Origin of the sequence: Pseudorhodoplanes sp. (assembly GCF_050250235.1) — a bacterium.
In the GTDB taxonomy this organism is placed as follows: Bacteria; Pseudomonadota; Alphaproteobacteria; order Rhizobiales; family Xanthobacteraceae; genus Pseudorhodoplanes.
Genome location: NZ_JBFWPA010000073.1, coordinates 1 through 22576, shown reverse-complemented (window position 1 = coordinate 22576; position 22576 = coordinate 1). Strand labels below are relative to the sequence as shown.

General features: G+C 63.0%; 19 protein-coding genes. 13 read left to right on the top strand and 6 right to left on the bottom strand.

The genetic code is table 11. The features are described 5' to 3' along the window. The first annotated feature begins 71 nt into the window (after positions 1–71). Both cimA and AB7F49_RS25285 read left to right on the top strand, forming a co-directional pair. The gene (gene cimA / locus AB7F49_RS25290; protein ID WP_428527538.1) at positions 72–1667 is read left to right on the top strand and encodes a citramalate synthase; all 1596 of its coding nucleotides are present in this window, start codon (positions 72–74) and stop codon (positions 1665–1667) included. Further along, positions 1664–2038 carry a VOC family protein gene (locus tag AB7F49_RS25285; RefSeq protein ID WP_428527536.1) on the top strand — a complete coding sequence of 125 codons (375 nt, stop codon included), beginning with the start codon at positions 1664–1666 and terminating at the stop codon, positions 2036–2038. Before cimA ends, AB7F49_RS25285 begins: the two co-directional genes overlap by 4 nt. A 7-nt stretch (positions 2039–2045) precedes the next feature. On the opposite strand, the gene AB7F49_RS25280 is transcribed toward AB7F49_RS25285, so the two are convergent. Beyond that, complete coding sequence (locus AB7F49_RS25280; RefSeq protein ID WP_428527534.1) at positions 2046–2651, bottom strand: TIGR00730 family Rossman fold protein; 606 nt, start codon at positions 2649–2651, stop codon at positions 2046–2048. 165 nt (positions 2652–2816) lie between these two features. Between AB7F49_RS25280 and AB7F49_RS25275 the strand changes: the two genes are divergently transcribed. Genes AB7F49_RS25275 through AB7F49_RS25255 form a run of 5 tightly spaced genes read left to right on the top strand, consistent with a single transcriptional unit; the run spans position 2817 to position 7993 of the window. Beyond that, positions 2817–4790 carry an ABCB family ABC transporter ATP-binding protein/permease gene (locus AB7F49_RS25275; protein WP_428527532.1) on the top strand — a complete coding sequence of 658 codons (1974 nt, stop codon included), beginning with the start codon at positions 2817–2819 and terminating at the stop codon, positions 4788–4790. Between the two features lie 3 nt (positions 4791–4793). Further along, positions 4794–5492 carry a phosphatidylserine decarboxylase gene (locus AB7F49_RS25270; RefSeq protein ID WP_428527530.1) on the top strand — a complete coding sequence of 233 codons (699 nt, stop codon included), beginning with the start codon at positions 4794–4796 and terminating at the stop codon, positions 5490–5492. 53 nt (positions 5493–5545) lie between these two features. Continuing rightward, positions 5546–6442 (top strand): CDP-diacylglycerol--serine O-phosphatidyltransferase, encoded by an 897-nt coding sequence (pssA, locus tag AB7F49_RS25265; protein ID WP_428527528.1) that lies wholly within the window; start codon positions 5546–5548, stop codon positions 6440–6442. 26 nt (positions 6443–6468) lie between these two features. Beyond that, complete coding sequence (locus AB7F49_RS25260) at positions 6469–6915, top strand: urease accessory protein UreE (RefSeq protein ID WP_428527527.1); 447 nt, start codon at positions 6469–6471, stop codon at positions 6913–6915. 31 nt (positions 6916–6946) lie between these two features. After that, positions 6947–7993: a TRAP transporter substrate-binding protein gene (locus tag AB7F49_RS25255; RefSeq protein ID WP_428527526.1), complete on the top strand. Its 1047-nt coding sequence runs from the start codon at positions 6947–6949 to the stop codon at positions 7991–7993. A gap of 11 nt (positions 7994–8004) precedes the next feature. Here AB7F49_RS25255 and AB7F49_RS25250 read toward each other — a convergent pair whose 3' ends face one another. Together AB7F49_RS25250 and AB7F49_RS25245 are read right to left on the bottom strand one after the other, a co-directional pair. Continuing rightward, positions 8005–8646, bottom strand: coding sequence for a glutathione S-transferase family protein (locus tag AB7F49_RS25250; protein WP_428527524.1), 642 nt, complete (start codon positions 8644–8646; stop codon positions 8005–8007). Positions 8647–8648: 2 nt separating this feature from the next. After that, positions 8649–10145 carry a CoA-acylating methylmalonate-semialdehyde dehydrogenase gene (locus AB7F49_RS25245; protein WP_428527522.1) on the bottom strand — a complete coding sequence of 499 codons (1497 nt, stop codon included), beginning with the start codon at positions 10143–10145 and terminating at the stop codon, positions 8649–8651. A gap of 217 nt (positions 10146–10362) precedes the next feature. Here AB7F49_RS25245 and AB7F49_RS25240 point away from each other — a divergent pair, with 217 nt between their 5' ends. From AB7F49_RS25240 to AB7F49_RS25225, 4 genes are all read left to right on the top strand, one after another. Next, positions 10363–11133: a motility protein A gene (locus AB7F49_RS25240; RefSeq protein ID WP_428527520.1), complete on the top strand. Its 771-nt coding sequence runs from the start codon at positions 10363–10365 to the stop codon at positions 11131–11133. Between the two features lie 186 nt (positions 11134–11319). After that, a complete protein-coding gene (locus tag AB7F49_RS25235; RefSeq protein ID WP_428527518.1) occupies positions 11320–12150 on the top strand; it encodes an OmpA/MotB family protein in 831 nt (276 codons plus the stop codon). A 111-nt stretch (positions 12151–12261) separates the two neighbouring features. Then, the gene (locus tag AB7F49_RS25230) at positions 12262–14184 is read left to right on the top strand and encodes a potassium transporter Kup (RefSeq protein ID WP_428527516.1); all 1923 of its coding nucleotides are present in this window, start codon (positions 12262–12264) and stop codon (positions 14182–14184) included. Between the two features lie 123 nt (positions 14185–14307). After that, the gene (locus AB7F49_RS25225) at positions 14308–16455 is read left to right on the top strand and encodes a carboxypeptidase-like regulatory domain-containing protein (protein WP_428527514.1); all 2148 of its coding nucleotides are present in this window, start codon (positions 14308–14310) and stop codon (positions 16453–16455) included. Positions 16456–16792: 337 nt separating this feature from the next. Here AB7F49_RS25225 and AB7F49_RS25220 read toward each other — a convergent pair whose 3' ends face one another. Then, positions 16793–18559 carry a L,D-transpeptidase family protein gene (locus AB7F49_RS25220; protein ID WP_428527512.1) on the bottom strand — a complete coding sequence of 589 codons (1767 nt, stop codon included), beginning with the start codon at positions 18557–18559 and terminating at the stop codon, positions 16793–16795. A gap of 287 nt (positions 18560–18846) precedes the next feature. Between AB7F49_RS25220 and AB7F49_RS25215 the strand changes: the two genes are divergently transcribed. Together AB7F49_RS25215 and AB7F49_RS25210 are read left to right on the top strand one after the other, a co-directional pair. Next, positions 18847–19188 carry a rhodanese-like domain-containing protein gene (locus AB7F49_RS25215; RefSeq protein WP_428527510.1) on the top strand — a complete coding sequence of 114 codons (342 nt, stop codon included), beginning with the start codon at positions 18847–18849 and terminating at the stop codon, positions 19186–19188. An 8-nt stretch (positions 19189–19196) separates the two neighbouring features. Continuing rightward, positions 19197–20318 carry a polyamine ABC transporter substrate-binding protein gene (locus tag AB7F49_RS25210; protein WP_428527508.1) on the top strand — a complete coding sequence of 374 codons (1122 nt, stop codon included), beginning with the start codon at positions 19197–19199 and terminating at the stop codon, positions 20316–20318. 9 nt (positions 20319–20327) lie between these two features. On the opposite strand, the gene AB7F49_RS25205 is transcribed toward AB7F49_RS25210, so the two are convergent. Together AB7F49_RS25205 and AB7F49_RS25200 are read right to left on the bottom strand one after the other, a co-directional pair. After that, positions 20328–21230: a lipid A biosynthesis lauroyl acyltransferase gene (locus AB7F49_RS25205; RefSeq protein ID WP_428527506.1), complete on the bottom strand. Its 903-nt coding sequence runs from the start codon at positions 21228–21230 to the stop codon at positions 20328–20330. Continuing rightward, the gene (locus AB7F49_RS25200) at positions 21230–22252 is read right to left on the bottom strand and encodes a zinc-binding dehydrogenase (protein WP_428527504.1); all 1023 of its coding nucleotides are present in this window, start codon (positions 22250–22252) and stop codon (positions 21230–21232) included. Before AB7F49_RS25200 ends, AB7F49_RS25205 begins: the two co-directional genes overlap by 1 nt. Positions 22253–22576: the final 324 nt, after the last annotated feature.

The window sequence follows — 22576 nt, the reverse complement described above, 5'->3', positions numbered from 1 at the left end:
GGCGTGATTGCCATCCTCGTCGCCTTCGCGCTTGCCTCGAACTATTATCTCTGGTGAGCCTGGGTCGGATCATGGCGCGCGAAAGGCTCTATCTATTCGATACCACTTTGCGCGACGGCGCGCAGACCAACGGCGTCGACTTCACGCTCGACGACAAGGTTGCAATCGCACACCTGCTCGACGGACTCGGTGTCGACTATATCGAAGGCGGCTATCCGGGCGCCAATCCGACCGACACCGACCTGTTTGCGAAGGAGCGCGGGCTCAACACCACCTTCACCGCCTTCGGCATGACGCGGCGGCCCGGCCGCTCTGCTTCGAACGATCCCGGCCTCGCCGCCTTGCTCGATGCCAGGGCCGATGCGATCTGCTTTGTCGCAAAGAGCTGGGACTATCATGTCAAGGTCGCGCTCGAGACCAGCAACGAGGAAAATCTCGCCTCCATCCGCGACAGCGTGACCGCCGCGAAGGCGAAGGGCCGCGAAGTGCTGGTCGATTGCGAGCATTTTTTCGACGGCTACAAGGCCAACCCGGATTATGCGCTGGCCTGCGCCAGGACCGCCTACGAATCCGGCGCACGCTGGGTGGTGCTGTGCGACACCAATGGCGGAACCCTGCCGCACGAGATCGAGACGATCGTCGGCGAGGTGGTGAAGGTCATCCCCGGCGACCATGTCGGTATTCACGCCCATAATGACACCGAGCAGGCGGTGGCGAATTCGCTGGCGGCGGTGCGCGCGGGCGCACGTCAAATCCAGGGGACCCTGAACGGCATCGGCGAGCGTTGCGGCAATGCCAATCTGGTCTCGATCATCCCGACCCTGAAGCTGAAAAGGGAATTCGCCGACAGGTTCGACATCAATGTTTCGGACGCGCAACTCAAGGCGCTGGCTGGTGCTTCGCGCAAGCTCGATGACATGCTGAACCGTGCGCCGAACCGGCACGCTCCCTATGTCGGCGATTCCGCGTTTGCGACCAAGGCGGGCATTCATGCTTCCGCGCTTCTCAAGGAGCCCGCGACTTACGAGCATGTGCCGCCGGAAACGGTGGGCAATCGGCGCCGGGTGCTGGTCTCCGATCAGGGTGGTCGATCCAACCTGCTTTCCGAGCTGGAGCGGATCGGCATGGCTGTCGACAAGAACGATCCGCGCGTGGCTCGCCTGCTCGATGAGGTGAAGGAACGCGAGGCGCTCGGCTATGCCTATGAGGGTGCGGATGCGTCGTTCGAACTTCTCGCGCGCCGCATCCTGGGGACGGTGCCTGACTATTTCGACGTCGAGCAGTTCGATGTGAATGTCGAGCAACGCTACAACGCGCTCGGCAAGCGGGTCACAGTCGCAATGGCGGTGGTGAAGGTGAAGCTCGACGGTGAGACGCTGATCTCGGCCGGAGAGGGCAACGGTCCGGTCAATGCGCTCGACGTCGCGCTGCGAAAGGATCTCGGCAAGTATCAGAAACACATCGACGGACTGAAGCTCACCGATTATCGCGTGCGGATTCTCAATGCCGGAACCGAGGCCGTGACCCGCGTTCTGATCGAGAGCGAGGACGAAGCAGGGGAGCGCTGGGTGACGGTGGGTGTGTCGCCGAACATCATCGATGCCTCATTCCAGGCGCTGATGGATTCGATCGTCTACAAGCTGGTGCGATCGGGCGCAAAGGCGTGATCGATCACGTCTCGATTGCGGTCAGCGATCTGGAGCGAGCATCGCGCTTCTACGAAGCGGTCCTCGGGATGCTCGGCTATGCGAAGCTGGAAACACGGCCGGCGACGATCGCCTTCGGCAGGCGCTATTCCGAATTCTGGCTCAACCACCGGGCGGGGATGCAGCATGGCGCCGAGAGCAGCGGCGCCCATGTTGCGCTGCGCGCTGCGAGCCGCGAAATGGTCGATGCCTTTCACGCCGCCGCGCTCCAGCATGGCGGTGCATCCGACGGGCCGCCAGGGCTTCGACCGCAGCACGGCGATGGCTATTACGCGGCCTTCATCCGTGACCCGGACGGCAATCGGATCGAGGCGGTGACGTTCGTGGCGTGACGGCAGCTCAAAGCCGTTCCGCAGTGCCGGCTTCCATCAGCTTCTCGGCTTCGGCAATCGGGCGGGCAGCCTCCTGCAGCCTGGGCAGGATATCCTCGACCCGGTCCGCCACCAGCAGACTGACCGAGAGCCCGCTGCGAATGAAGGCGAGCGCCCGCATATGATCGAGCAGCGCGCAGAGCGGGTCCCAGAAGCCGCCGATATTGGCGGCAAGGATCGGCTTCTTGTGCCGGCCGAGTTGCGCCCAGGTGAGCTGCTCGACCAGCTCTTCCAGGGTGCCGACCCCGCCGGGCAGCGCCACGAAGGCGTCGGAACGCTCGAACATGATGCGCTTGCGCTCGTGCATGTCCCGGGTGACGATCAGCTCCTGGGCGCCCGAAAACGGTCGCTCCCGGTTGGACAGGAATTCCGGGATGATGCCGGTCACCCGGCCGCCGCTCGCCAGCGTCGCCGCCGCGACCGCCCCCATCAGCCCGACGGATCCGCCGCCATAGACGAGCCCGATGTCGTTTTGCGCGAGGAGTGCGCCGAAGGCATGCGCAGCCTTGGCGAAGCGCGGATCGGTGCCGGGACCGGACCCACAATAGACGCAGATATTACGAATCGTGCTCATTCATTCACTGTTGCATTGGGGAAGAAAGGCGGTAAAGGGCGCGCATGTCGCAACTGATGTAGGCTGTCCGTCCGCTATTCCAAGCATGGTAACAAATCGGGCCGCGAGGACCTATATCTTGCGGGCAGTCCTCTACCCGAACAGGTGCTTTTTTCCCCGTCGCCGATGACCGAAACAACCGCCCCCACCGGCGAGGCCCAGAAACCGCGCGTCACCGCGCAGCAGGGCCTGTTCCGCACCCTGATCGCGCTTTGGCCTTATATTTGGCCGGCCGACCGCGCCGACCTGAAGATGCGGGTTGGCTGGGCGATGGTGCTGTTGCTGATCGCAAAGCTCGCCACCGTCGCGGTCCCGTTCACCTTCAAATGGGCGACCGACGCGCTTGCCGGGAGTCCGAGCGCGCCGGTCTTTGCGTCGTCCTGGCTGACCTGGGTGGTGGCCGCCCCGGTCGCAATGACGATCGCCTATGGCGGCATGCGCGTTCTGATGGCGGTGCTGACGCAAATGCGCGACGGCGTGTTCGCAAAGGTCGCGATGCACGCGGTGCGGCGGCTTGCGATCCTCACTTTCGAGCACATGCACCAATTGTCCCTGCGCTTTCATCTGGAGCGCAAGACCGGCGGTCTGACCCGCGTCCTGGAGCGCGGACGGAACGGAATCGAGACGATCGTGCGGATGGTCATCCTGCAACTCGTTCCGACCGTGATCGAGGTGGCATTGATTGTCGGCATTCTGTTCTGGCAATTCGACTGGCGATACGTCGCGGTGATCCTCGCGACCGTCGCGGCCTACATGGTCTATACTTATTATGCGACGGAATGGCGGATCGCGATCCGCAAGCGGATGAACGAAAGCGACACCGAGGCCAATACCAAGGCGATCGACTCGCTCCTCAACTACGAGACCGTCAAGTATTTCACCGCCGAGCAGCGCGAGGCCCAGCGCTACGACCGCTCGATGGAGCGCTACGAAAAGGCGAGCGTGCAGACCTACACGTCGCTCGCCGTGCTGAATGCCGGTCAGGCTACGATTTTCGCGGTAGGGCTTGCCGCAGTCATGGTGATGTGCGCGCGCGGCATCCAGGCCGGCACCAACACAGTCGGGGATTTCGTCATGGTCAATGCCATGATGATCCAGCTCTATCAGCCGCTGAATTTCATGGGCATGGTCTACCGCGAGATCAAGCAGGCGGTGACCGACATCGACACCATGTTCCAGATACTGGCTCGCGATCCCGAGATCAGGGACAAGCCGGGCGCGCCGGCGCTGCATGTCGGAAAGGGTGCCATGCGCTTCGACAATGTCAGCTTCGCCTATGAAACGGCACGGCCGATCCTGAAGGGTATCAGCTTCGAGGTCCCGGCCGGGCATACCGTCGCGATCGTCGGGCCGTCCGGCGCCGGCAAGTCGACCATTTCGCGACTGCTGTTCCGCTTCTATGATACCATCGGCGGGCGGATTCTGATCGACGATCAGGACATCAGCGACGTGACCCAGGTATCGTTGCGTTCGGCCATCGGCATGGTTCCGCAAGACACCGTGCTGTTCAACGACACTCTGCGCTACAATATCCGCTATGGCCGGTGGGAGGCGACCGACGCGGAGGTCGAGGAGGCGGCGAAGCTCGCGCAGATCGACGGCTTCATCCGCATGAGTCCGAAAGGCTACGAAACCGAGGTCGGCGAGCGGGGGCTGAAGCTGTCGGGCGGCGAAAAGCAGCGGGTCGCCATCGCGCGTACGATCCTGAAGGGCCCACCGATACTCGTGCTTGACGAGGCCACGTCCGCGCTCGACAGCCATACTGAAAGGGAAATACAGAACGCTCTCGACCGGGTGTCGAAAGGCCGCACCACGCTCGTGATCGCGCACCGGCTATCGACCATCGTGAATGCCGACGAGATCATTGTGCTGGAGGCCGGGCGGATTGCCGAACGCGGCACGCATCACCAGCTGCTGGCGCGCGGCGGCCTCTATGCCAGCATGTGGAACCGGCAGCGCGAGGCCGACGCCGCGCGCGAAAAACTTGCGCTGGCCGGAGAGGACGTGGCACCCAACCGCAATCCGCCGCCGGTCGAGGATGAAATGTCCGAACCCGCAGGGGCATCACCGCTGCGCGCGCCTTTGGATGCAATGGAGTAATCGATGTCGGTCATTCGATCGATCAGTTCGCAGCTTGTACCGATCCACCCGCAGGGAATGCCTTTCATTGGAGCGTTCGCGCTCGCAAGTCTGGTCCTGTTCTGGTTCTGGTCTCCGCTCGGTTGGATCGGCACGATTTTGACGGCGTGGTGCGCCTATTTCTTCCGCGATCCGGCGCGCGTGACGCCGGTGCGCGAGGGGATCGTGGTGTCGCCCGCCGACGGCCGGGTCAGCCTCGTGGTGAATGCCGTGCCGCCAGCCGAACTCGGTCTCGGCGAGCGCCCCCTGCCGCGTATTTCGGTCTTCATGAGTGTGTTCGATTGCCACGTGAACCGCGCCCCTGTTGCGGGCCGCATCGAACGCATCGTCTATCGCCCCGGCACCTTTCTGAATGCCGATCTCGACAAGGCGAGCGAGGAGAATGAGCGCAATTCAGTCGTGATCGCGACCCCCGGCGGACGCGTGGGGGTGGTGCAGATCGCGGGCCTCGTTGCGCGGCGCATCCTCTGTTTCGTGCGCGAGGGTGAATCGATCGGCGTCGGCGACCGGTTCGGGATGATCCGGTTCGGGTCCCGGCTCGATGTGTATCTGCCCGAGGGCGCCCGCCCTCTGGTCGCGGAGGGCCAGACCGCCATCGCGGGCGAGACGGTGCTCGCCGACCTGAAGGGCTCCGAGGGCCCGCGCAATTTCAAGGTCGGGTAACGGTTAACGGCGATCCCATGGCAAGACGCCTCGCAATTTGCTAAGGGACTCGCATGGTCTTTTCACCCGTTGATCCGCATCAGGGCCGTGAGCCACGCCGGCGGCGCTTCCGCGCCATCCCGGTGCGTGTGCTGTTGCCGAACATGATCACGCTCCTGTCGCTCTGCGCGGGGCTTACCGCGATCCGTCTTGCGCTGGAGGGACGGATCGAATGGGCTCTCGGTGCCATCGTGTTTGCAGCGGTGCTTGACGGGGTCGATGGCCGCGTGGCGCGGCTTCTGAAGGGACAATCTCGGTTCGGCGCCGAGCTGGACAGCCTCGCGGATTTCGTGAATTTCGGCGTCGTCCCAGGGCTAATTCTTTATTTCTGGGGTCTGAATGAACTTGGCGCCATCGGCTGGATTGCGGCACTCGTGTTCGCGATCTGCATGAGTTTGCGGCTGGCGCGCTTCAATGTCATGGCTGACGACCCGAACCGGCCGGTCTGGGCCGGCAATTTCTTCACCGGCGTGCCCGCCCCGGCGGGAGCCATCATCGTTCTGCTGCCGATCTACGTGAATCTGCTGGGCGTGCCACGGCTTACGGCGCTTGCCTGCATCTACACGCTTGCCGTAGCCCTGCTGCTGGTATCAACGCTTCCGGTGCTGTCAGGCAAGAAGCTGGGAACCCGCGTCGCGCCGAATATGGTGTTGCCGGTTTTCCTGCTGGTCGTGCTGTTCGTGGCGCTTCTCGTCAGCTATCCATGGCATGTGCTGACCGCCGGATCACTTCTCTATGTGGCGTCCCTGCCGTTCGGCTGGCTGTCCTATCGCCAGTACAGGCGCAAGGACGCGGAAGCTGCCGCGGCGAAGGCGACTCATGCCAGCGCACAGCTGCATCCGGGCACGCCGCCGGTTCACGGCGGTCTTGCAAAATCCGAGGACGAAGAGCGCCCCAGCCGGCTGAACTAGCTACGGGCCGTGCTGGACGAGATTTGATGGTGCGAGCGGTAGCGGTAGCGGTGACCGGCGGCGGCGAGGTGGTCCGCGATACGCTGCTGCTTTCCTACGCGGAGCGCCGCTCCCCCGGTGGCACGGCGACCGGCCTGCGCGGAACCCTCGTCGAGATTGCGCTTCCGGAGGAAGTTCGCCTGCAGCACGACGATCATCTCGTCCTGGACGACGGTGGCGTGGTGGCGATCGTTGCCCGGCCGGAGGCAGTGTTGGAGATGCGTTCGGCCGACAGCGCGACACTCGCGCGCATGGCCTGGTTTCTCGGCGATCATCATATTCCTGTCGAAATTCACGAGCGATATTTGCGCGTCCTGCAGACGGCGGGAGCGGAGGATCTGCTGGGCATCTTCGGCATTGTCGCGCGCAGGCTGGAGGCTCCGTTCGAGCCGGAGGGCGGCGCCTACGATCATGTGCTCGCAGCGGGGGGGTGATGGTGCCGCAGCCATTTCCGGGGCTGAGCCGATGAGCCGTTACAGTCGGCGTCGCTTCCTCGCCTCGGCGGGCGCCGTGCTTGCGGCCCCCGCGCTGTCACCCGTTGCGGGCGCGCAAACGCCGGCCGTCGTGCTGAAGCTTCACCATTTCCTTGCGCCGACCGCAAACGCGCATGTGCGGTTTCTCTCGCCATGGGCGCGCAAGGTCGAGAAGGAATCGGGCGGTCGCATCCGGATCGATCTGTTTCCCAATATGCAGCTCGGCGGCACTGCCGCGCAGCTCTACGATCAGGCCCGCGACGGTCTCGCCGACATCGTCTGGACGCTGCCGGGTCTAACGCCCGGGCGGTTTCCGCGCGTGGAAGTGTTCGAACTGCCATTCGTCGCGAACAAACATGCAGTTGCGAATGCGCAAGCCGTGCAGGCGCTGTATGAGGCACAGCTTCGCGACGAATTCAGCGAGGTGCATCCGATCTGCCTGTGGGCGCACGATCAGGGAGTGATCCACAGCACGAAGCCGGTCGGTTCAATGGGCGACATGAAGGGATTGCGGCTGCGCGCTCCCACCCGGTTGTCGGCAGAAGCGCTGAAGGCGCTCGGCGCGAACGGCATTGCGATGCCGGTGACGCAGGTCACAGACGCCTTGTCGCTGAAGGTGATCGATGGATGCCTGGTGCCGTGGGAAGTGGTGCCGGTAATCAAGGTCGACGACTTTGCGAAATTTCACGCCGAATTCGCGACATCGCCGGCGCTTTATACGGCGACCTTCGTTCTGGCGATGAACCGCAAGAAATACGGCGCGCTTCCGCAAGACCTGCGGGCGGTGATTGACAGGAATTCCGGGCAGCCGGCGGCACAGGCCGCCGGAAGGGTCTGGGACGACCTCGCCGTCACCGTCGCCGACGCGGTCAAGAGCCGTGGAAACACGATCACGCAAATCGACAGGGCGGAAGCGGAGCGCTGGCAGAAGGCGACGCAGCCGGTCATCGACGCCTGGTTGAAGGCCTCGGAGAAGTTCGGCGGCGAGAAGCTTCTTGCCGATGCGAAGGGACTGCTCGCGAAATACGGCGATGCCTGAGCGTGTCCCCGTCAGGAAATCGGATGGCCCGGCATCAGGTCGTATGGATGCCCCCAGCCCGGCAGCGCCTTGATGCGCTCAAGCCAGGCTGCGATATTCGGATGTGCGCCCGCGACATCGAAGCCGAATTCTTCGGCCGGATAATACAGATAGCCGACCAGCGAAATGTCGGCGATGGTCGGACGATCGCCAAGGACAAAGGGCGAGCGCGCAAGGCGCTTCTCCAGTATGCCGAGCGAGTTGTCGATGCGTCCTTTCAGGAACGCCATCGCCGCCGGGTCGCCCGCAGGCTTTGCGAAATTTCGCAGGAAGCGGTACGGACCGAGATAGCCATTGAGTTTCTGATTGTCGAAGATGATCCAGCGCAGCGCCTCCAGCCGCTCGTCCTCCGTCTGCGGCCGGAAACTGCCGGTGAGGTCCGAAAGATAAGTGAGGATCACACCGGACTGGGTCAGGCGCTTGTTGCCGTGATCGAGCACCGGTACCTCGCCCATCTCGTTCACGTCCGCCCGCCATTCCGGCGTGCGAGGCAAACCCTTCGCGAAGAAATCCACGAAGGCCGGTTTCCAGTCGGCATCCATCAGGTTCAGCATCAGCGCAACCCGATAGGCATTGCCGGATTGAGCGAAGCAATGCAGCGTATATTCGGGCATGGTTATCGCATCGTCGGAATGACGAATTCCGCGCCTTCCTTGGTTCCGGACGGCCAGCGCGACGTCACGGTCTTGGTCTTGGTGTAGAAGCGGATCGAGTCGGGCCCGTGCTGATTCAGGTCGCCGAAGCCGGACTTCTTCCAGCCGCCGAAGGTGTGGTAGGCGAGCGGCACGGGAATTGCGAAATTCACCCCGACCATGCCGACATTCACCCGGTCGGTGAAATCGCGCGCGGTGTCGCCGTCGCGGGTGAAGATTGAAACGCCGTTCCCGTAGTCGTGGTCCGAGGGGAGCCGCACCGCTTCCTGATAGTCCTTGGCGCGCACGATCGAAAGCACGGGTCCGAATATTTCTTCCTTGTAGATCGTCATGTCCGGAGTCACGCCGTCGAACAGACAGCCGCCCATGAAGTTGCCGTTCTCATAGCCCTGCAGCTTGAAGCCGCGGCCATCGACGAGCAGTTTGGCACCTTCCTTGACGCCGGTTTCCACATATTCCCGCACCTTGTTGAGATGCGCCTTGGTGACCAGCGGTCCGTAATCGGCCTGTGGGTCGTTCGACGGGCCCACCTTGAGGCTTTCGACGCGCGGGATCAGTTTTTTCACGAGAGCGTCGGCGGTCTTCTCGCCAACCGGTACCGCGACCGAGATTGCCATGCAGCGCTCGCCCGCCGAGCCGTAACCCGCTCCGACAAGTGCATCGACCGCCTGGTCGAGGTCGGCATCCGGCATCACGATCATGTGGTTCTTGGCGCCGCCGAAGCATTGCACGCGCTTTCCGTGTGCACAGCCGGTGGCGTAGATGTATTGCGCGATCGGTGTCGAGCCGACGAAACCGACCGCCATGATGCGCGGATCGGTCAGGATGGTGTCGACGGCTTCCTTGTCGCCATTGACGACGTTGAGAATGCCGGCCGGCAACCCGGCCTCCATGAACAATTCGGCAATGCGCATCGGCACCGACGGATCGCGCTCGGAAGGCTTCAGGATGAAGGCATTGCCGCAGGCAATCGCCGGTGCGGCCTTCCATAACGGGATCATGGCCGGGAAATTGAACGGCGTGATGCCGGCGACCACGCCGAGCGGCTGACGCATCGAATAGAGGTCGATGCCGGGACCGGCGCCTTCGGTATATTCGCCTTTCATCAGATGCGGCACGCCGCAGGCAAACTCCACCACCTCGACGCCGCGCTGGATATCGCCTTTGGCATCGGCAAGCGTCTTGCCATGCTCGGACGAGAGCAGGGCGGCGAGCGAATCCATTTCCTTTGCGATCAGGTCCAGGAATTTGAACATGACCCGCGCCCGGCGCTGGGGGTTGGTGGCGGCCCAGGCGGGCTGGGCGGCCTGCGCGTCGGCGATTGCGGCCTCGACTTCGGCCTTGCTCGCGAGCGCGACTTTGGCCTGCACCTCGCCGGTATTGGGGTTGAACACGTCGCTGAAGCGGCCCGATTTGCCGGCAACGGTCTTCCCGCCGATGAAGTGGCCGATTTCGCGCATGGTCGTACCCCCGTTGAATTTGCTTGTCTTTTTCCACTGGCCAAGCGGGCGCGACCGGTTGGGCCTCGCCGTGGCGTTCAGATAGCGCAGTGGGAAGACCCTGCAAAGTCCCGAGGCTCACGACCCGTTAGCCTTTACCCGACCTTAATGGCGGTCCGCCTATTGTCGCGATGGTCTGGAGTTCAGGGCGCAGAACGCGCCCGCGTGGGGTAGCGTAATGGATATTGCAACCGGCCTTGGTCTGATTGCCGGAGCCATCGTACTCGTCTCCCTGATCCTGATGGGCGGCGACCTCGGCATGTTTCTCGACATGCACGCCTTCATCGTGATCGGCGGCGGCGCCTTCGCCGCGACCCTGATCCGCTTCCCGCTATCCTCGATCTTTCACGGCATCCCGATCGGGATGAAGTTTGCGTTCACGGTGCGGCGCATCGGCCCGCGCGATCTCGTCGATGAGATTGCAAACCTTTCGGACATTGCGCGCAAACAGGGCCCGATGGGCCTTGAAAAGGTTGAGATTTCCGACTCTTTCCTGGCCAAGGGCGTGCGCTATGTGGCCGACGGCTATGACGCCGATTTCATCCGCGACAACCTTGAGCGCGATCGCGACAACTTTCTGACCCATCTCGACGAGGGTTCGAAGGTGTATCGATCGATCGGCGACTGCGCGCCCGCCTTCGGGATGATCGGCACGCTGATCGGCATGGTGCAGATGTTCGCCAACATGACCGACCCCTCCAAGCTCGGCCCCTACATGGCCGTGGCGCTGCTCGCGACCTTTTACGGGGCCGCGGTTGCGAACCTGTTCTGCCTGCCGATCGCCGACAAGTTGCATGTCAAGCTTTTGGACGAGGAGATCAACCGGACGCTGATCATCGACGGTGTCCTGATGATGCGCGAATCCAAGAGCCCGGCGCTGGTGCGCGAAATGCTGCTGACCTATCTGCCCGAGAAGCATCGCGAGCTTGTCGAGCTTGCGCCCGCCTAGTGGAGCGGATTTGACATTCGCTACCCACCAACCGCGAGTCCGCAAAGCGAATGTCAAATCCAAAGCTCCACTAGAATCCGATACCTGCTAGTGGTCCTTGATTCCAACATTCGCAAAAGAGGCAGCCGAAAAGCGATGCGAATGTTGGAATCGGACCACTAGCGGCCTGACCGCGAGAACCCGCCAATGGCTAAAAAGAAGCGAGGCGATGCGCATGGTGGCGGGCACGGCTGGTTCGTGACCTTCGCCGACCTGATGGGACTTCTGGTTGCCTTTTTCGTCATGCTGGTCGCGTTCTCGACCCAGGACAGTGCGAAGCTGCAGATCGTCGCAGGCTCGATGCGCGATGCCTTCGGCGTGCAGCAGAACGTGCGCTATTCCGGCATCATCGAGGTCGATGGGCTGCCGACGCGCCCCAAGATCAAGAATGTCGCCAAGATCAATCCGTCGGAATCGTCGGCGACGCCGTCACCCGACGAAAAAGACCACAGCAAGTCCTTCGGCGCTCGCCTGAAACAGGATTCAGCCTTTGCGCTGGCCTCCGCCTCGCTGCGTCAGGCGCTGCAGGAAATGCCGGAAATCACCGAGATATCCAAGAATATCATGATGGAAGAGACCGAGGAGGGTCTCAATATCGAGATCGTCGACCAGGATGGGCGCTCGATGTTCCCGGAGGGCTCGAAGAATCCCTACGAGCGGACGCGACGACTGGTGCAGACTCTTGCCAGACAATTCAAGGCCATGCCGTACCGGCTGTCGATCTCGGGTCACAGCGCCGCGGTTCGCACGCCGCCGCGTCCGGGTTACGGTCCGTGGGATCTTTCGGCCGATCGCGCGAACGCGATCCGTCAGATACTGGAAGAATCCGGCGTGCCATCATCCCATCTCTACATGGTCGCGGGGCGCGCCGATACGCAGCCGCTGTTTCCGGACGACCCGTATATGGCCGCCAACCGGCGGGTGACCATTACCTTGATGCGCGAGGCCCCGCCGCTCCCGGCGAACCTGAAGCCCTGATTGCGGCGCGACCTTTTTCCTGCGACGGTCCGAGCCTATTGCGGTGGTCTCCCCGGTGGGATAAGCCGCGCGGCGTTTTGCGGAAAGACGAGCGGGTCGCAGCCCGGTTCCATGAAAAAGCCGATTGGGGACATCCAGGCCGCCGAATCAGGTCGAGACGGCCATGCGGGGCCGGGCACCGGCGCCAACATCCTGGCGCTGACGCTCGGCAGCATCGGTGTCGTCTTTGGCGACATCGGTACCAGTCCGCTCTACGCTTTCCGTGAGGCAGTGCATGCCGCGCAGCATGGTGGGCCACTCACGCGCGAGATCGTGCTTGGCGTCCTGTCAATGATTCTCTGGTCGCTGATTCTGGTGGTCACGATCAAGTATGTGCTGATCCTGTTGCGTGCGGACAACAACGGGGAGGGCGGCACGCTCTCACTCGCGGCGCTCGCCATGCGGGCGCTGGGGCGTCGCACGACGCTGGTATTCGTGCTCGGGATGATCGGCGCCGCGATGTTCCTTGGCGATTCCTTCATCACGCCGGCGATTTCGGTATTGTCGGCGGTGGAAGGGCTCAAGCTCGCCACGCCGGCACTCGAAGACTACGTCATCCCGATCACCATCGTAATTCTGGTGGCGCTGTTCTCGGTGCAAAGCCACGGCACGGCTCGCGTCGCGGCGTTTTTCGGTCCGATCACGGTGAGCTGGTTCGTCGCGATAGCGATTTTCGGTGCCCTGCACATCTTCGACGACCCGCATGTGCTGCATGCGATCAATCCCTATTATGCCTTGCACTTCCTGTTTACCAACGGGACGGTTGCGCTCGTGACGCTCGGCCTTGTCTTTCTCGCGGTGACGGGCGGCGAGGCGCTGTACGCCGACCTTGGCCATTTCGGCCGCAGGCCGATCCGCATCGCCTGGTTCGGACTCGTGATGCCGGCCTTGCTGATCAACTATTTCGGTCAGGGCGCGCTGGTTCTCGCGCATCCCGTCGCAATCGAAAATTCATTCTATCGCCTGGTGCCCGAGGTGTTGCTGATACCGATGGTCGTGCTTGCGACGGCCGCGACCGTGATTGCCAGCCAGGCCGTCATCACCGGCGCCTATTCGCTCGTGCAGCAGGCGATCCAGCTTGGTTTCGTGCCGCGGCTTGCGATCGTTCACACGTCAGAAGATCAATACGGCCAGATCTACATGCCGCGGGTCAACGCGATCCTGCTGATCGGCGTGGTGCTGCTGGTTCTCATGTTCCGGTCATCCAGTGCGCTTGCGTCCGCATATGGCATCGCGGTCGCCACCACGATGGTGGTCGACGGCATTCTCGGCTTTCTGGTGATCTGGGCGCTGTGGAAATGGAAGTGGTGGCAGGCGGCGCTGCTCATCATCCCGTTCGTGCTGATTGACAGCACGTTTCTCGCCGCCAACCTGCTGAAGCTGTTCGATGGCGCCTGGGTTCCGCTGCTGTTCGCGGGCTTGATGGTTCTGGTGATGTGGACGTGGCGACGCGGCACCCGCATCCTGGCCAACAAGACGCGACGCACCGAAGTGCCGCTCGAAACCCTTGTCCGCAGTCTCGAGAAGAAGCCGCCGCACCATGTGCCGGGCACTGCGGTTTTTCTGACCAGCGATCCGACGTCGGCTCCGACCGCGCTCATGCACAATCTCAAGCACAACAAGATCCTGCACGAGCACAATGTCATCCTTACCATCGTCACCTCGGACACGCCTCGCGTGCCCGAGGAAGACCGCGTTGTCATGGCTCAGATCAGCGAGCATTTCAGCACCGTGACCCTGAATTTCGGCTATATGGAGCAGCCGAATGTCCCGCGCGCGCTTGCAATCGCGCGCAAGCAGGGCTGGACCTTCGACATCATGTCGACGTCGTTTTTTCTGTCGCGTCGGTCGCTCAAACCCTCGCCCAATTCCGGCATGCCGGCCTGGCAGGACCGCCTGTTCATCGGACTTGCCAAGAGCGCAAGCGATGCCACGGACTTCTTCCAAATTCCTACGGGCCGGGTGGTCGAGGTCGGAACCCAGGTGACGGTCTGACCGCAGCGCCGTGCCAAATCCCCGGTGCGGCATCGTGCCAGGGCGAATTTTCCCCACCTCCGCGACTTTTTTCATTCCTTGGATTGTTAGTCAGGTGACGGTCCGGCATGGAGGAACTCGCCGATGGGATTGCGTGGTGTTCTTCAGTCCGCGCTTGCGGTGGCTGCGCTCGCCTGCGAAGCGATGATCCTGTCTGGTCCGAGCGCCCAGCAGTCGCCGGCCCTATCGATCGACCCTGATGACATCGGCGGCGTGGTCACCGGGGCGAACGGACCGGAAGCCGGCGTCTGGGTGATCGCCGAAACCACCGATCTGCCGACCCGCTACACCAAGAGCGTCGTGACCGATGATCAGGGCCGCTACGTCATTCCCGATCTGCCTGTTGCGAATTATCAGGTCTGGGTGCGCGGCTACGGACTGGTGGATTCGCCGCGGATGCGCGCCAAGCCGGGCCAGGTGTTGAACCACGCCGCGGTGCTTGCACCGGATGCGCGCGCCGCGGCGCATTACTACCCTGCGATCTACTGGTACACGATGATGAAGATACCGCCGGCGAAAGACTTCGGCGGGTCGACGGATATTCCCGAAAACATAACGCAGGATCGCTGGCGCCAGCGCATGGGCAATGTCGACTGTATCGGCTGCCACCAGCTTGGACAGGCCGCGACCCGCACCATTCCGGCGCAGTTCGGGCATTTTGAATCCGGCGAGGAGGCCTGGATGCGCCGCATCGCCGCCGGCCAGTCGGGCGAAAGCATGACCAACCGTATCGCCGGCGAACTCGGCGGCGTTCCCTACAGGTATTTCGGCGAATGGACCGATCGCGTCGCGCGGGGCGAATTGCCGAAACACAAGCCGCAGCGCCCGCAGGGCCTCGAGCGCAATGTCGTCGTCACCACCTGGGACTGGTCGCAGCCCAACAAATACATGCACGACCTGATTTCATCGGATCGCCGCAATCCGACAGTCAACGCCTATGGCAAGCTGTACGGCGCGCCGGAATATTCCACCGATCTGATGCCGATCCTCGATCCGAAGACGCACACGGTGACCAATTTCAAGCTGCCGGTCGCCGAGCCGAACATGCCGGTCTCACTCGGGCCGGGCCATGCGGGTGCGGTCACGCCGACGACTCCGTCGGCCTATTGGGGCGAGGAGGTGGTCTGGGACACCCGCGCCAACAATCATAATTCGATGTTCGACGACAAGGGCCGGCTCTGGCTCGCTGCGAGCGTGCGCGGTCTGAACAATCCGGACTTCTGCAAGAAGGGTTCGGACCATCCATCGGCGAAAGTATTTCCGCTGGAGCGGTCGAGCCGGCAGGCCGCGATGCTCGATCCGGCGACGATGAAATATTCCTTCGTCGATACCTGCTTCGGCACACATCATCCGCAATTCGGCTACGACGCCGACAACACGCTGTGGTTCTCCGGCACCGGGCAGGTGGCGGGATGGGTCAATACGAAGACATGGGACCAGACCGGAGACGCGCAGAAGGCTCAGGGATGGGCGCCATTCGTGCTCGATGTCAGCGGCAACGGCGCGCTCGACGCGTGGACCGAACCCGGAAAGCCGGTCGAAGCGGGCAAGGACATCCGCTACAATCCGGGATCCGGTCCCTATGCGGTGATGCCGCACCCGGCGGATGGCTCTGTCTGGTACACGGTCGGCGTCTTCGCCGGGCGCCCGGGCTTCCTGCGTTTCGATCCGAAGACCAAGCTGAGTGAGTTCTATGCGATTCCGAAACTGGGGATCGGCGTGCGCGGCGGCGATATCGACAAGAATGGCGTGCTCTGGGGCTCAGGCTCGAACGGCCATCTGATCAGCTTCGACCGCCGCAAGTGCAAGGGGCCGCTGAACGGACCATCTGCGACCGGCGAACATTGTCCGGAAGGCTTCGCCTTTCACCGCTATCCGGGCCCGGGCTTCGATGGCTTCGAGGAATTCAGTGCGGAAGCGAGTTACTACACCTGGGTCGATCAGCATAATGCCGTTGGGCTCGGCGACAATGTGCCGATCTCGACCGCGAATCTGCAGGACGGCTTCGTCGGGCTCAAGGACGGCCGGATGATCCTGATGCGTGTCCCGTATCCGATGGGTTTCTACGCCAAGGGCCTCGATGCCCGGATCGACGATCCGAACGCCGGCTGGAAAGGCCGCGGGTTGTGGAGCGCGAGTGGCGATCGCACACCCTGGCTGAACGAACTTGGCAAGGGCGCGCGGCCGATGGCGGTGCAGATTCAGGTGCGGCCGAACCCGCTGGCGAAATAGCCCGCATGAGACTGCGGGATCGCGCCCGGCGCGGTCCCGCCATCGAGCGGGACTTACTCATGGTTGCTGGAGCGGTTCAGCTTGCAAAGGCATCGCAACGCGGTCGGATCACCTCTCCCGTTGGGAGAGGTCGGATCGCCGTAAGGCGATCCGGGTGAGGGGTTATGGAGATCGAAACAGAAAATCTCCCCCACCCCAGCCCTCTCCCCACAGGGGAGAGGAAGCAGACCGCCAATGCGGCACCGATTTCGTCACATCATAAACCGCGCTAGCCCCATTGCGGAGCTATGTCCGAAATGCCGGGAATGGTTTAGCAGCTGCGCTCCGGATCAGGTCGTCAGAACAACCCGAAAAAGCCTCGCCCTTGTCCGTTCTGGCCCGGCCATTGTCCCATCCGGTAGTGCTGAGGCGGCGACACCGGGCGGGCCGCGCGGGTGACGGTGCTGCCGCGCTGACTGCGTTCCCGGACGACGATGTAGCGACCCTTCAAGGCCGACCGAACGCGCGCGTCGTAGTCATAGAGGTCCGGCTTCACCACTAACTTCCCGTCCGCGACATAGGCGTTCATGTACACCAGATAGATCGGAACACGGGTCGCGAGCGAGAGCATGCGCTCGCCCTTGTTGTACATGCTCGTCAATTGGGCGGGCGTGTAATTGTTGCCCTGTGCAGCGCCAATCGACAGCACCTGTGCAGCGAACTGGTCGGGATTTTCGACCCGCATACATCCGGAGCTGTAGGCCCGCTTGTCGAGCTTGAACAGATTCTTGTCCGGCGTGTCGTGCAGATAGACAAGGAACGAATTGGGGAAGTTGATCTTGATCTGCCCCAGTGCATTCTGAGGTCCCGGACGCTGACTCGCGCCGATCGAGCCGTCAGCCCGTCTGGAAACCACGAAATCGCCGCGGCCGACCAGCCCCGGATTCCGGGCTAGGATGGCTGGCGGCACATGCCACGTCGGATTGACCTGAACGGATTCGATTTCGTCGGAGAAAACCGGCGAGGGCGTATCCTTCTTGCCGACGACAATGCGCGTGTGGAATGTCCGTTGTCCGCCGCGAATGACGCTTAGGGTGTAGTCTGGGATATTCACGATGACATGGTTCTCGCCAAGATCGCGTGGCAGCCAGCGCCAGCGTTCCATATTGGCGATGACGGTCTCGATCGCGCTGTCAGGCTTCGGGCGCTCAGCCTTTTGGCGATTATGCTTTTGGCGATGAGGCTTGCCGCCGACGGGCTTGGCGCTGACGGGCTTGACGCTGACTGGCGTGGCGGGATCGAGATTCGCGCTTTCAGCCTTGGCGCGCAGCTCACGCAACTGGGCGCGGAGTTCGCGAAACCCGGCATGCGGCGGATTGAAGCTGTCCAGTGCAGCCGCGACATCGGCCGCATCGGAAATCGTGTTGAGCACCTGTAGCGAGTCCGGTACTGGCGGTGTGAAAGCGATGTTGACGCTGATGCGGGAGGGATCGATCCGGCCGGCCTGCGCGTGCCGCGCATATTTCAGGGCCGACGCCATCAGCGAAAGCTCGGCGCGGACCAGCTTATCCGGCGAATTGCCATCGATCGCGGGCATCGGATAATCGGCAGCGTTCAGGCCATCCTGGTCCGCATCCTTTATTCGCGCGATAGCCGCCTGCATTTTTTCGGTTGCGCCATCTGGGCGGACGAAAACCGGCGCATTGTTCCGCGCGGCATAGAATGCGCGCAGCGCTTCGACATCCTTGACCTGGTCGAGGAGTCCCTTGAGCGAGCCGCCGAGCGTTTCGCGCATGGCCTCCGCCAAAATCTGGTCTGCGGTGGGCGCCGGGCTCGCGGCGATCGACTCCTGGGCGGCAGGGGTGGTGGTAGCAGGATCGAGAGCGGGTGCGGGAGTTTCGGGAGCGGGGCTCGCGGCAACCGGTTCATCGACCGTCGGGCTCGCAGCAATCGGTTCGTCGACTGTCGGGCTCGCAGCGGGAGTTTCGGCGGCGGGACTTGTAGAGGCGGGACTTGTAGAGGCGGGACTCGTCGTGTCCGAAGTGGCGTGCGCAGGAAGCGGTGACAGAACTGCGGTACCGACCGATAGGACCGAAATGACGCCGAGCGTAACGACCTGCCGCATTGCTGTATCCTGCCTCATTTTTTTCAAACAACGTCAATAGCCGGGTACGGTTCCGGCGCAAGGGGCGCTGCGTCATGCCGCTCGCAATGCGGAGCAGGGTTGCGACTCGGCATCAGGGGACGGCATCAGAAAAATGCCCGCCGAATACCCGTACTGAGGCCGATCGACCCGGGCGCCGGGGCCTGCAATCGGCCGCTCCAGTTTCTGATTACACCACATAGGTTTTTGGAAGGTTGACGACAGGGCGGGACAGTGGTTCCTCTCTGCCGTCACACGGGGAGAAGCCGATGGGCTGGTTCAGCCGCAAGCCGCCGGTGGTGCATGACCTCAAGCCGGAGGATGTGGCGCGCGGCATTGCCGAGGGCCGCGTCCTGCTGGTCGATGTGCGCGAGCCGAACGAGGTTGCCGTGGAAGCCTATCCCGACGCCGTGGTGGTGCCGTTGTCGGCATTCGACCCGGCGCTCATTCCCGATCCCGGATTCAAGCAGGTGGTGTTTGCCTGCCGCTCCGGAAAGCGATCGGTCACCGCTTCGCTCGCTGCGCAGGACGCCGGCCTGCCGCACGATTCCCATCTCGAAGGCGGCATCATCGCCTGGAAACAGGCGGGGCTGCCGACCAAAACCGGATAGGCCGAACCATGCTCGCTTTACGGGACTTCCGCGCTTTCGCGGTGCTCGCCGCCGTTGCATTGTGTGTGTCCGCGCTGCCTGTCGCGGCGCAGAAGCAGCGCGTGCTCAATGTCTATAACTGGTCGGATTATGTCGACCCGCAGGTGCTGCAGGATTTCACAAAGGAGACCGGCATCAAGCTGCGTTACGATACCTTCGATTCCAACGATACGCTGGAGGCCAAGCTGCTCGCAGGAAAATCCGGCTACGACATCGTCGTGCCGACCGCCTATTTCCTCGAACGGCAGATCAAGGCGGGGCTGTTCCAGAAGCTCGACAAGGGCAGGCTGCCGAACCTCACCAATGTCTGGCCGCAGATCGCGCAGCGGCTTTCGACTTACGACCCCGGCAACAATTTCGGCGTCAACTACATGTGGGGTACCACCGGCATCGGCTTCAACGTCAAGAAGGCGAAGGAAATCCTGGGCGGTGCGCTGCCCGATTCATGGGACATCGTGTTCAAGCCGGAGAACCTCGCGAAGTTCAGGGATTGCGGCGTGATGATGCTCGATTCCGCCGACGACATCATGCCGGCGGCTTTGCACTATCTCGGGCTCGATCCGAACTCGACCAATCAGGCTGATCTCGAGAAGGCAGCCGCGCTGATCGCTTCGGTGCGGCCGTCCGTGCGCAAGTTTCATTCGTCGGAATATCTGACCGCGCTCGCCACGGGCGAAATCTGCCTCGTGGTCGGCTGGTCCGGCGATATCAAGCAGGCGCAGAAACGCGCGGCGGAGGCCAAAGCCGGCGGCAAGACCGATGTGGAGGTCGGCTATGTCATCCCGAAATCGGGTGCGCAGATGTTCTTCGACAATTTCGCGATCCCGAAGGATGCGAAGAACGTTGCCGAAGCGCACGAATTCATCAATTACATGCTGCGTCCGGAAGTGGCGGCCAGGAACACCAATTTCATCGGCTATCCGAACGGCAATCTGGCGAGCCAGAAACTGATCGATCCGGCGATCCTGAACGACAAGACCATCTATCCGGACGCGGACACGATGAAGCGGCTCTACATCGTCACCGCGCGCGACGCCAAGACGCAGCGGATCATCAACCGGCTCTGGACCAGGGTGAAGACCGGCAGATAGGCGGCAGCCTCACCGCCACCGCCGGTGCAGCCAGAGCCATTGCTCCGGGCATTCGCGAATCCAGCCCTCGACCACGTCGGTCACGGCCTGCATCGTGCCCTGAACGTCGATCCGGCCCTCGGCGTCGCGCACCGCCGGGAGTTCCGGCGTGAGTTCCACGAAAAAACGGTGGCCCGGTTTGCGCACGACGCGCACGCCGTGGATCGGACATTCGATCTGTCGCGCGAGCCGCGCCAGCAGCGGGTTCGCCATGGTCTCGCGGCCGAAAAATGTGACCGGGACGCCGCGCACGTAATACTGGTCGACCAGCATCCCGACATGCAGGCCCTGCTGCAGCGCTTCGGCCGCCTTGAGCGCGCCGTCCATCCCGGTGCGGATCAACCGGCCCATATTCACGCCGCGTGTCTCCATCACCATGTCGGCGACCCTGCCGATATTGGGTGCACGATAGACCGCAGCGCTCGGCAGGTTATGCGCGGGACCGGGCAGGGCGGGCATCTCCCAGTTCGCAAGATGGGCGGCGAATACCAGTGCCGGCTTGCCGTCGTCCCGCAACTGGATGAATCGCTCCTCCGAGGCGGGGTCGAAATCGATATGGCTGCCGTCGCGATTGTCCGGGTCGTGATCCCAGATGCGGTCGAGATGCGCGAACTCGATCGCGAGCCGGCCGAGATTGTCCCACACGCCGGACAGGATCTCCTCGATCTCCGCATCCGACTTTTCCGGAAAGGCCATCTTCAGATTGGCCCGGCCGATCTTGTGCTCGCGCAGTTTCGGGCCGACCCTGCGCATCAGGTTTCCCGCGAAATCCGACATGCGGTGCGGATCGGTCCACCGCAGCATCTTGATCAGACCGACCGCGGCATTGCCGAGTACGGCATCGCGGACGGCATTCGGAACGCGGATGCGCATCAGAGTGTAACGATGACCTTGCCGAACACCTGTCGCGTCTCCAGTCGCTCGAGTCCGCGCTCGAACTGATCGAGCGGCACCTCCATGTCGATCACCGGCGTCATCCCGCCGGCCATCTTGTGCAGGCTCTCGGCGATATTCTTCATGGTCGCGCCGAATGATCCGAAAATCTTGTATTGCTGCTGGAACAGCTGCATCAGATTCAGCTGTACCGTCGGGCCCGCGGTGGAGCCACAGGTGACGAGGCGGCCGCCGCGCTTGAGCACCAGCAGGGAGCCGCTGAAGCCTTCGCCGCCGACATGCTCGAACACCACATCGACACCCTTCTTCTGGGTCAGCTTGCGGGTGATGGTCTCGAACCGGTCCGTGCGATAATTGATCACGTGGTCGGCGCCGAGCGCCTTGGCCTTCTCCACCTTGGCGTTGTCGCCGACCGTGGTGATGACGGTGCAGCCGATCGCCTTCGCCATCAGGATCGCGGTCGAACCGATGCCCGACCCTGCCGCATGGACCAAAATCGTCTCGCCGGGCTGCAGCCTCGCATTGTCGAACAGCATGTGCTGCACGGTCGAGAACGCCACCGGCGCGCAGGCGGCATCGCGCATTGCGATGCCCTTCGGTACCGGGATCACCAGCCGCTCCGGCATGTTCAGCAATTCGCGCGCGAATCCGTCGACGTGGAAACCCATCACGCCGCCGACATTCTCGCACAGGTTGTCGCGGCCCTCGCGGCATGCCTTGCAGGTCCCGCAGGTCAGCGCCCCATACATCACGACCGGATCGCCGGCCTTGAATTTCGTTACGCCGTCGCCGGCCGATACCACTTCACCGGCGGCCTCGACACCGACCACCACCGGGAAGGCGCGTTTTGCGAAGGCCATGCCGCGAAAGCCCCAGAGGTCGAGGTGATTGAGACCCACCGCCTTGACGCGGATCTGGACCTCGCCAGGGCCGGGTGCCGGCGGGGCAGGCAGATCGACGAGGTCGAGCTTGCGGTCAGCGATCAGGGCAAGCGCACGCATCGGCGCTGGTCTCCTTTCGGGCGGAGGGGGAAACGTGTCGGGCGATTGCCTATCGCCCGCCTGCGGCGGTCGTCAACCGGCGTCTAGCATCCCCAATCCGAAGTCCGCTTCATTCTGCAGCTTGCCCGTGAGCGGACTTCGGATTCGAAAGACACTAGCAAACCTATGATTCTAGTGTGGTTTGGTTCGGAAATCCGCTTGAAGTGCGTTGCAGGTGTGACGCGGATTTCCGAACCACCACACTAGTGCTGGGTTTCAGCCGGTGCGGCTGCGTCGTGGGCGAGGGGTGCGGCCTGCGGCGCCCGAAAGTCGTAGGGGCGGTCC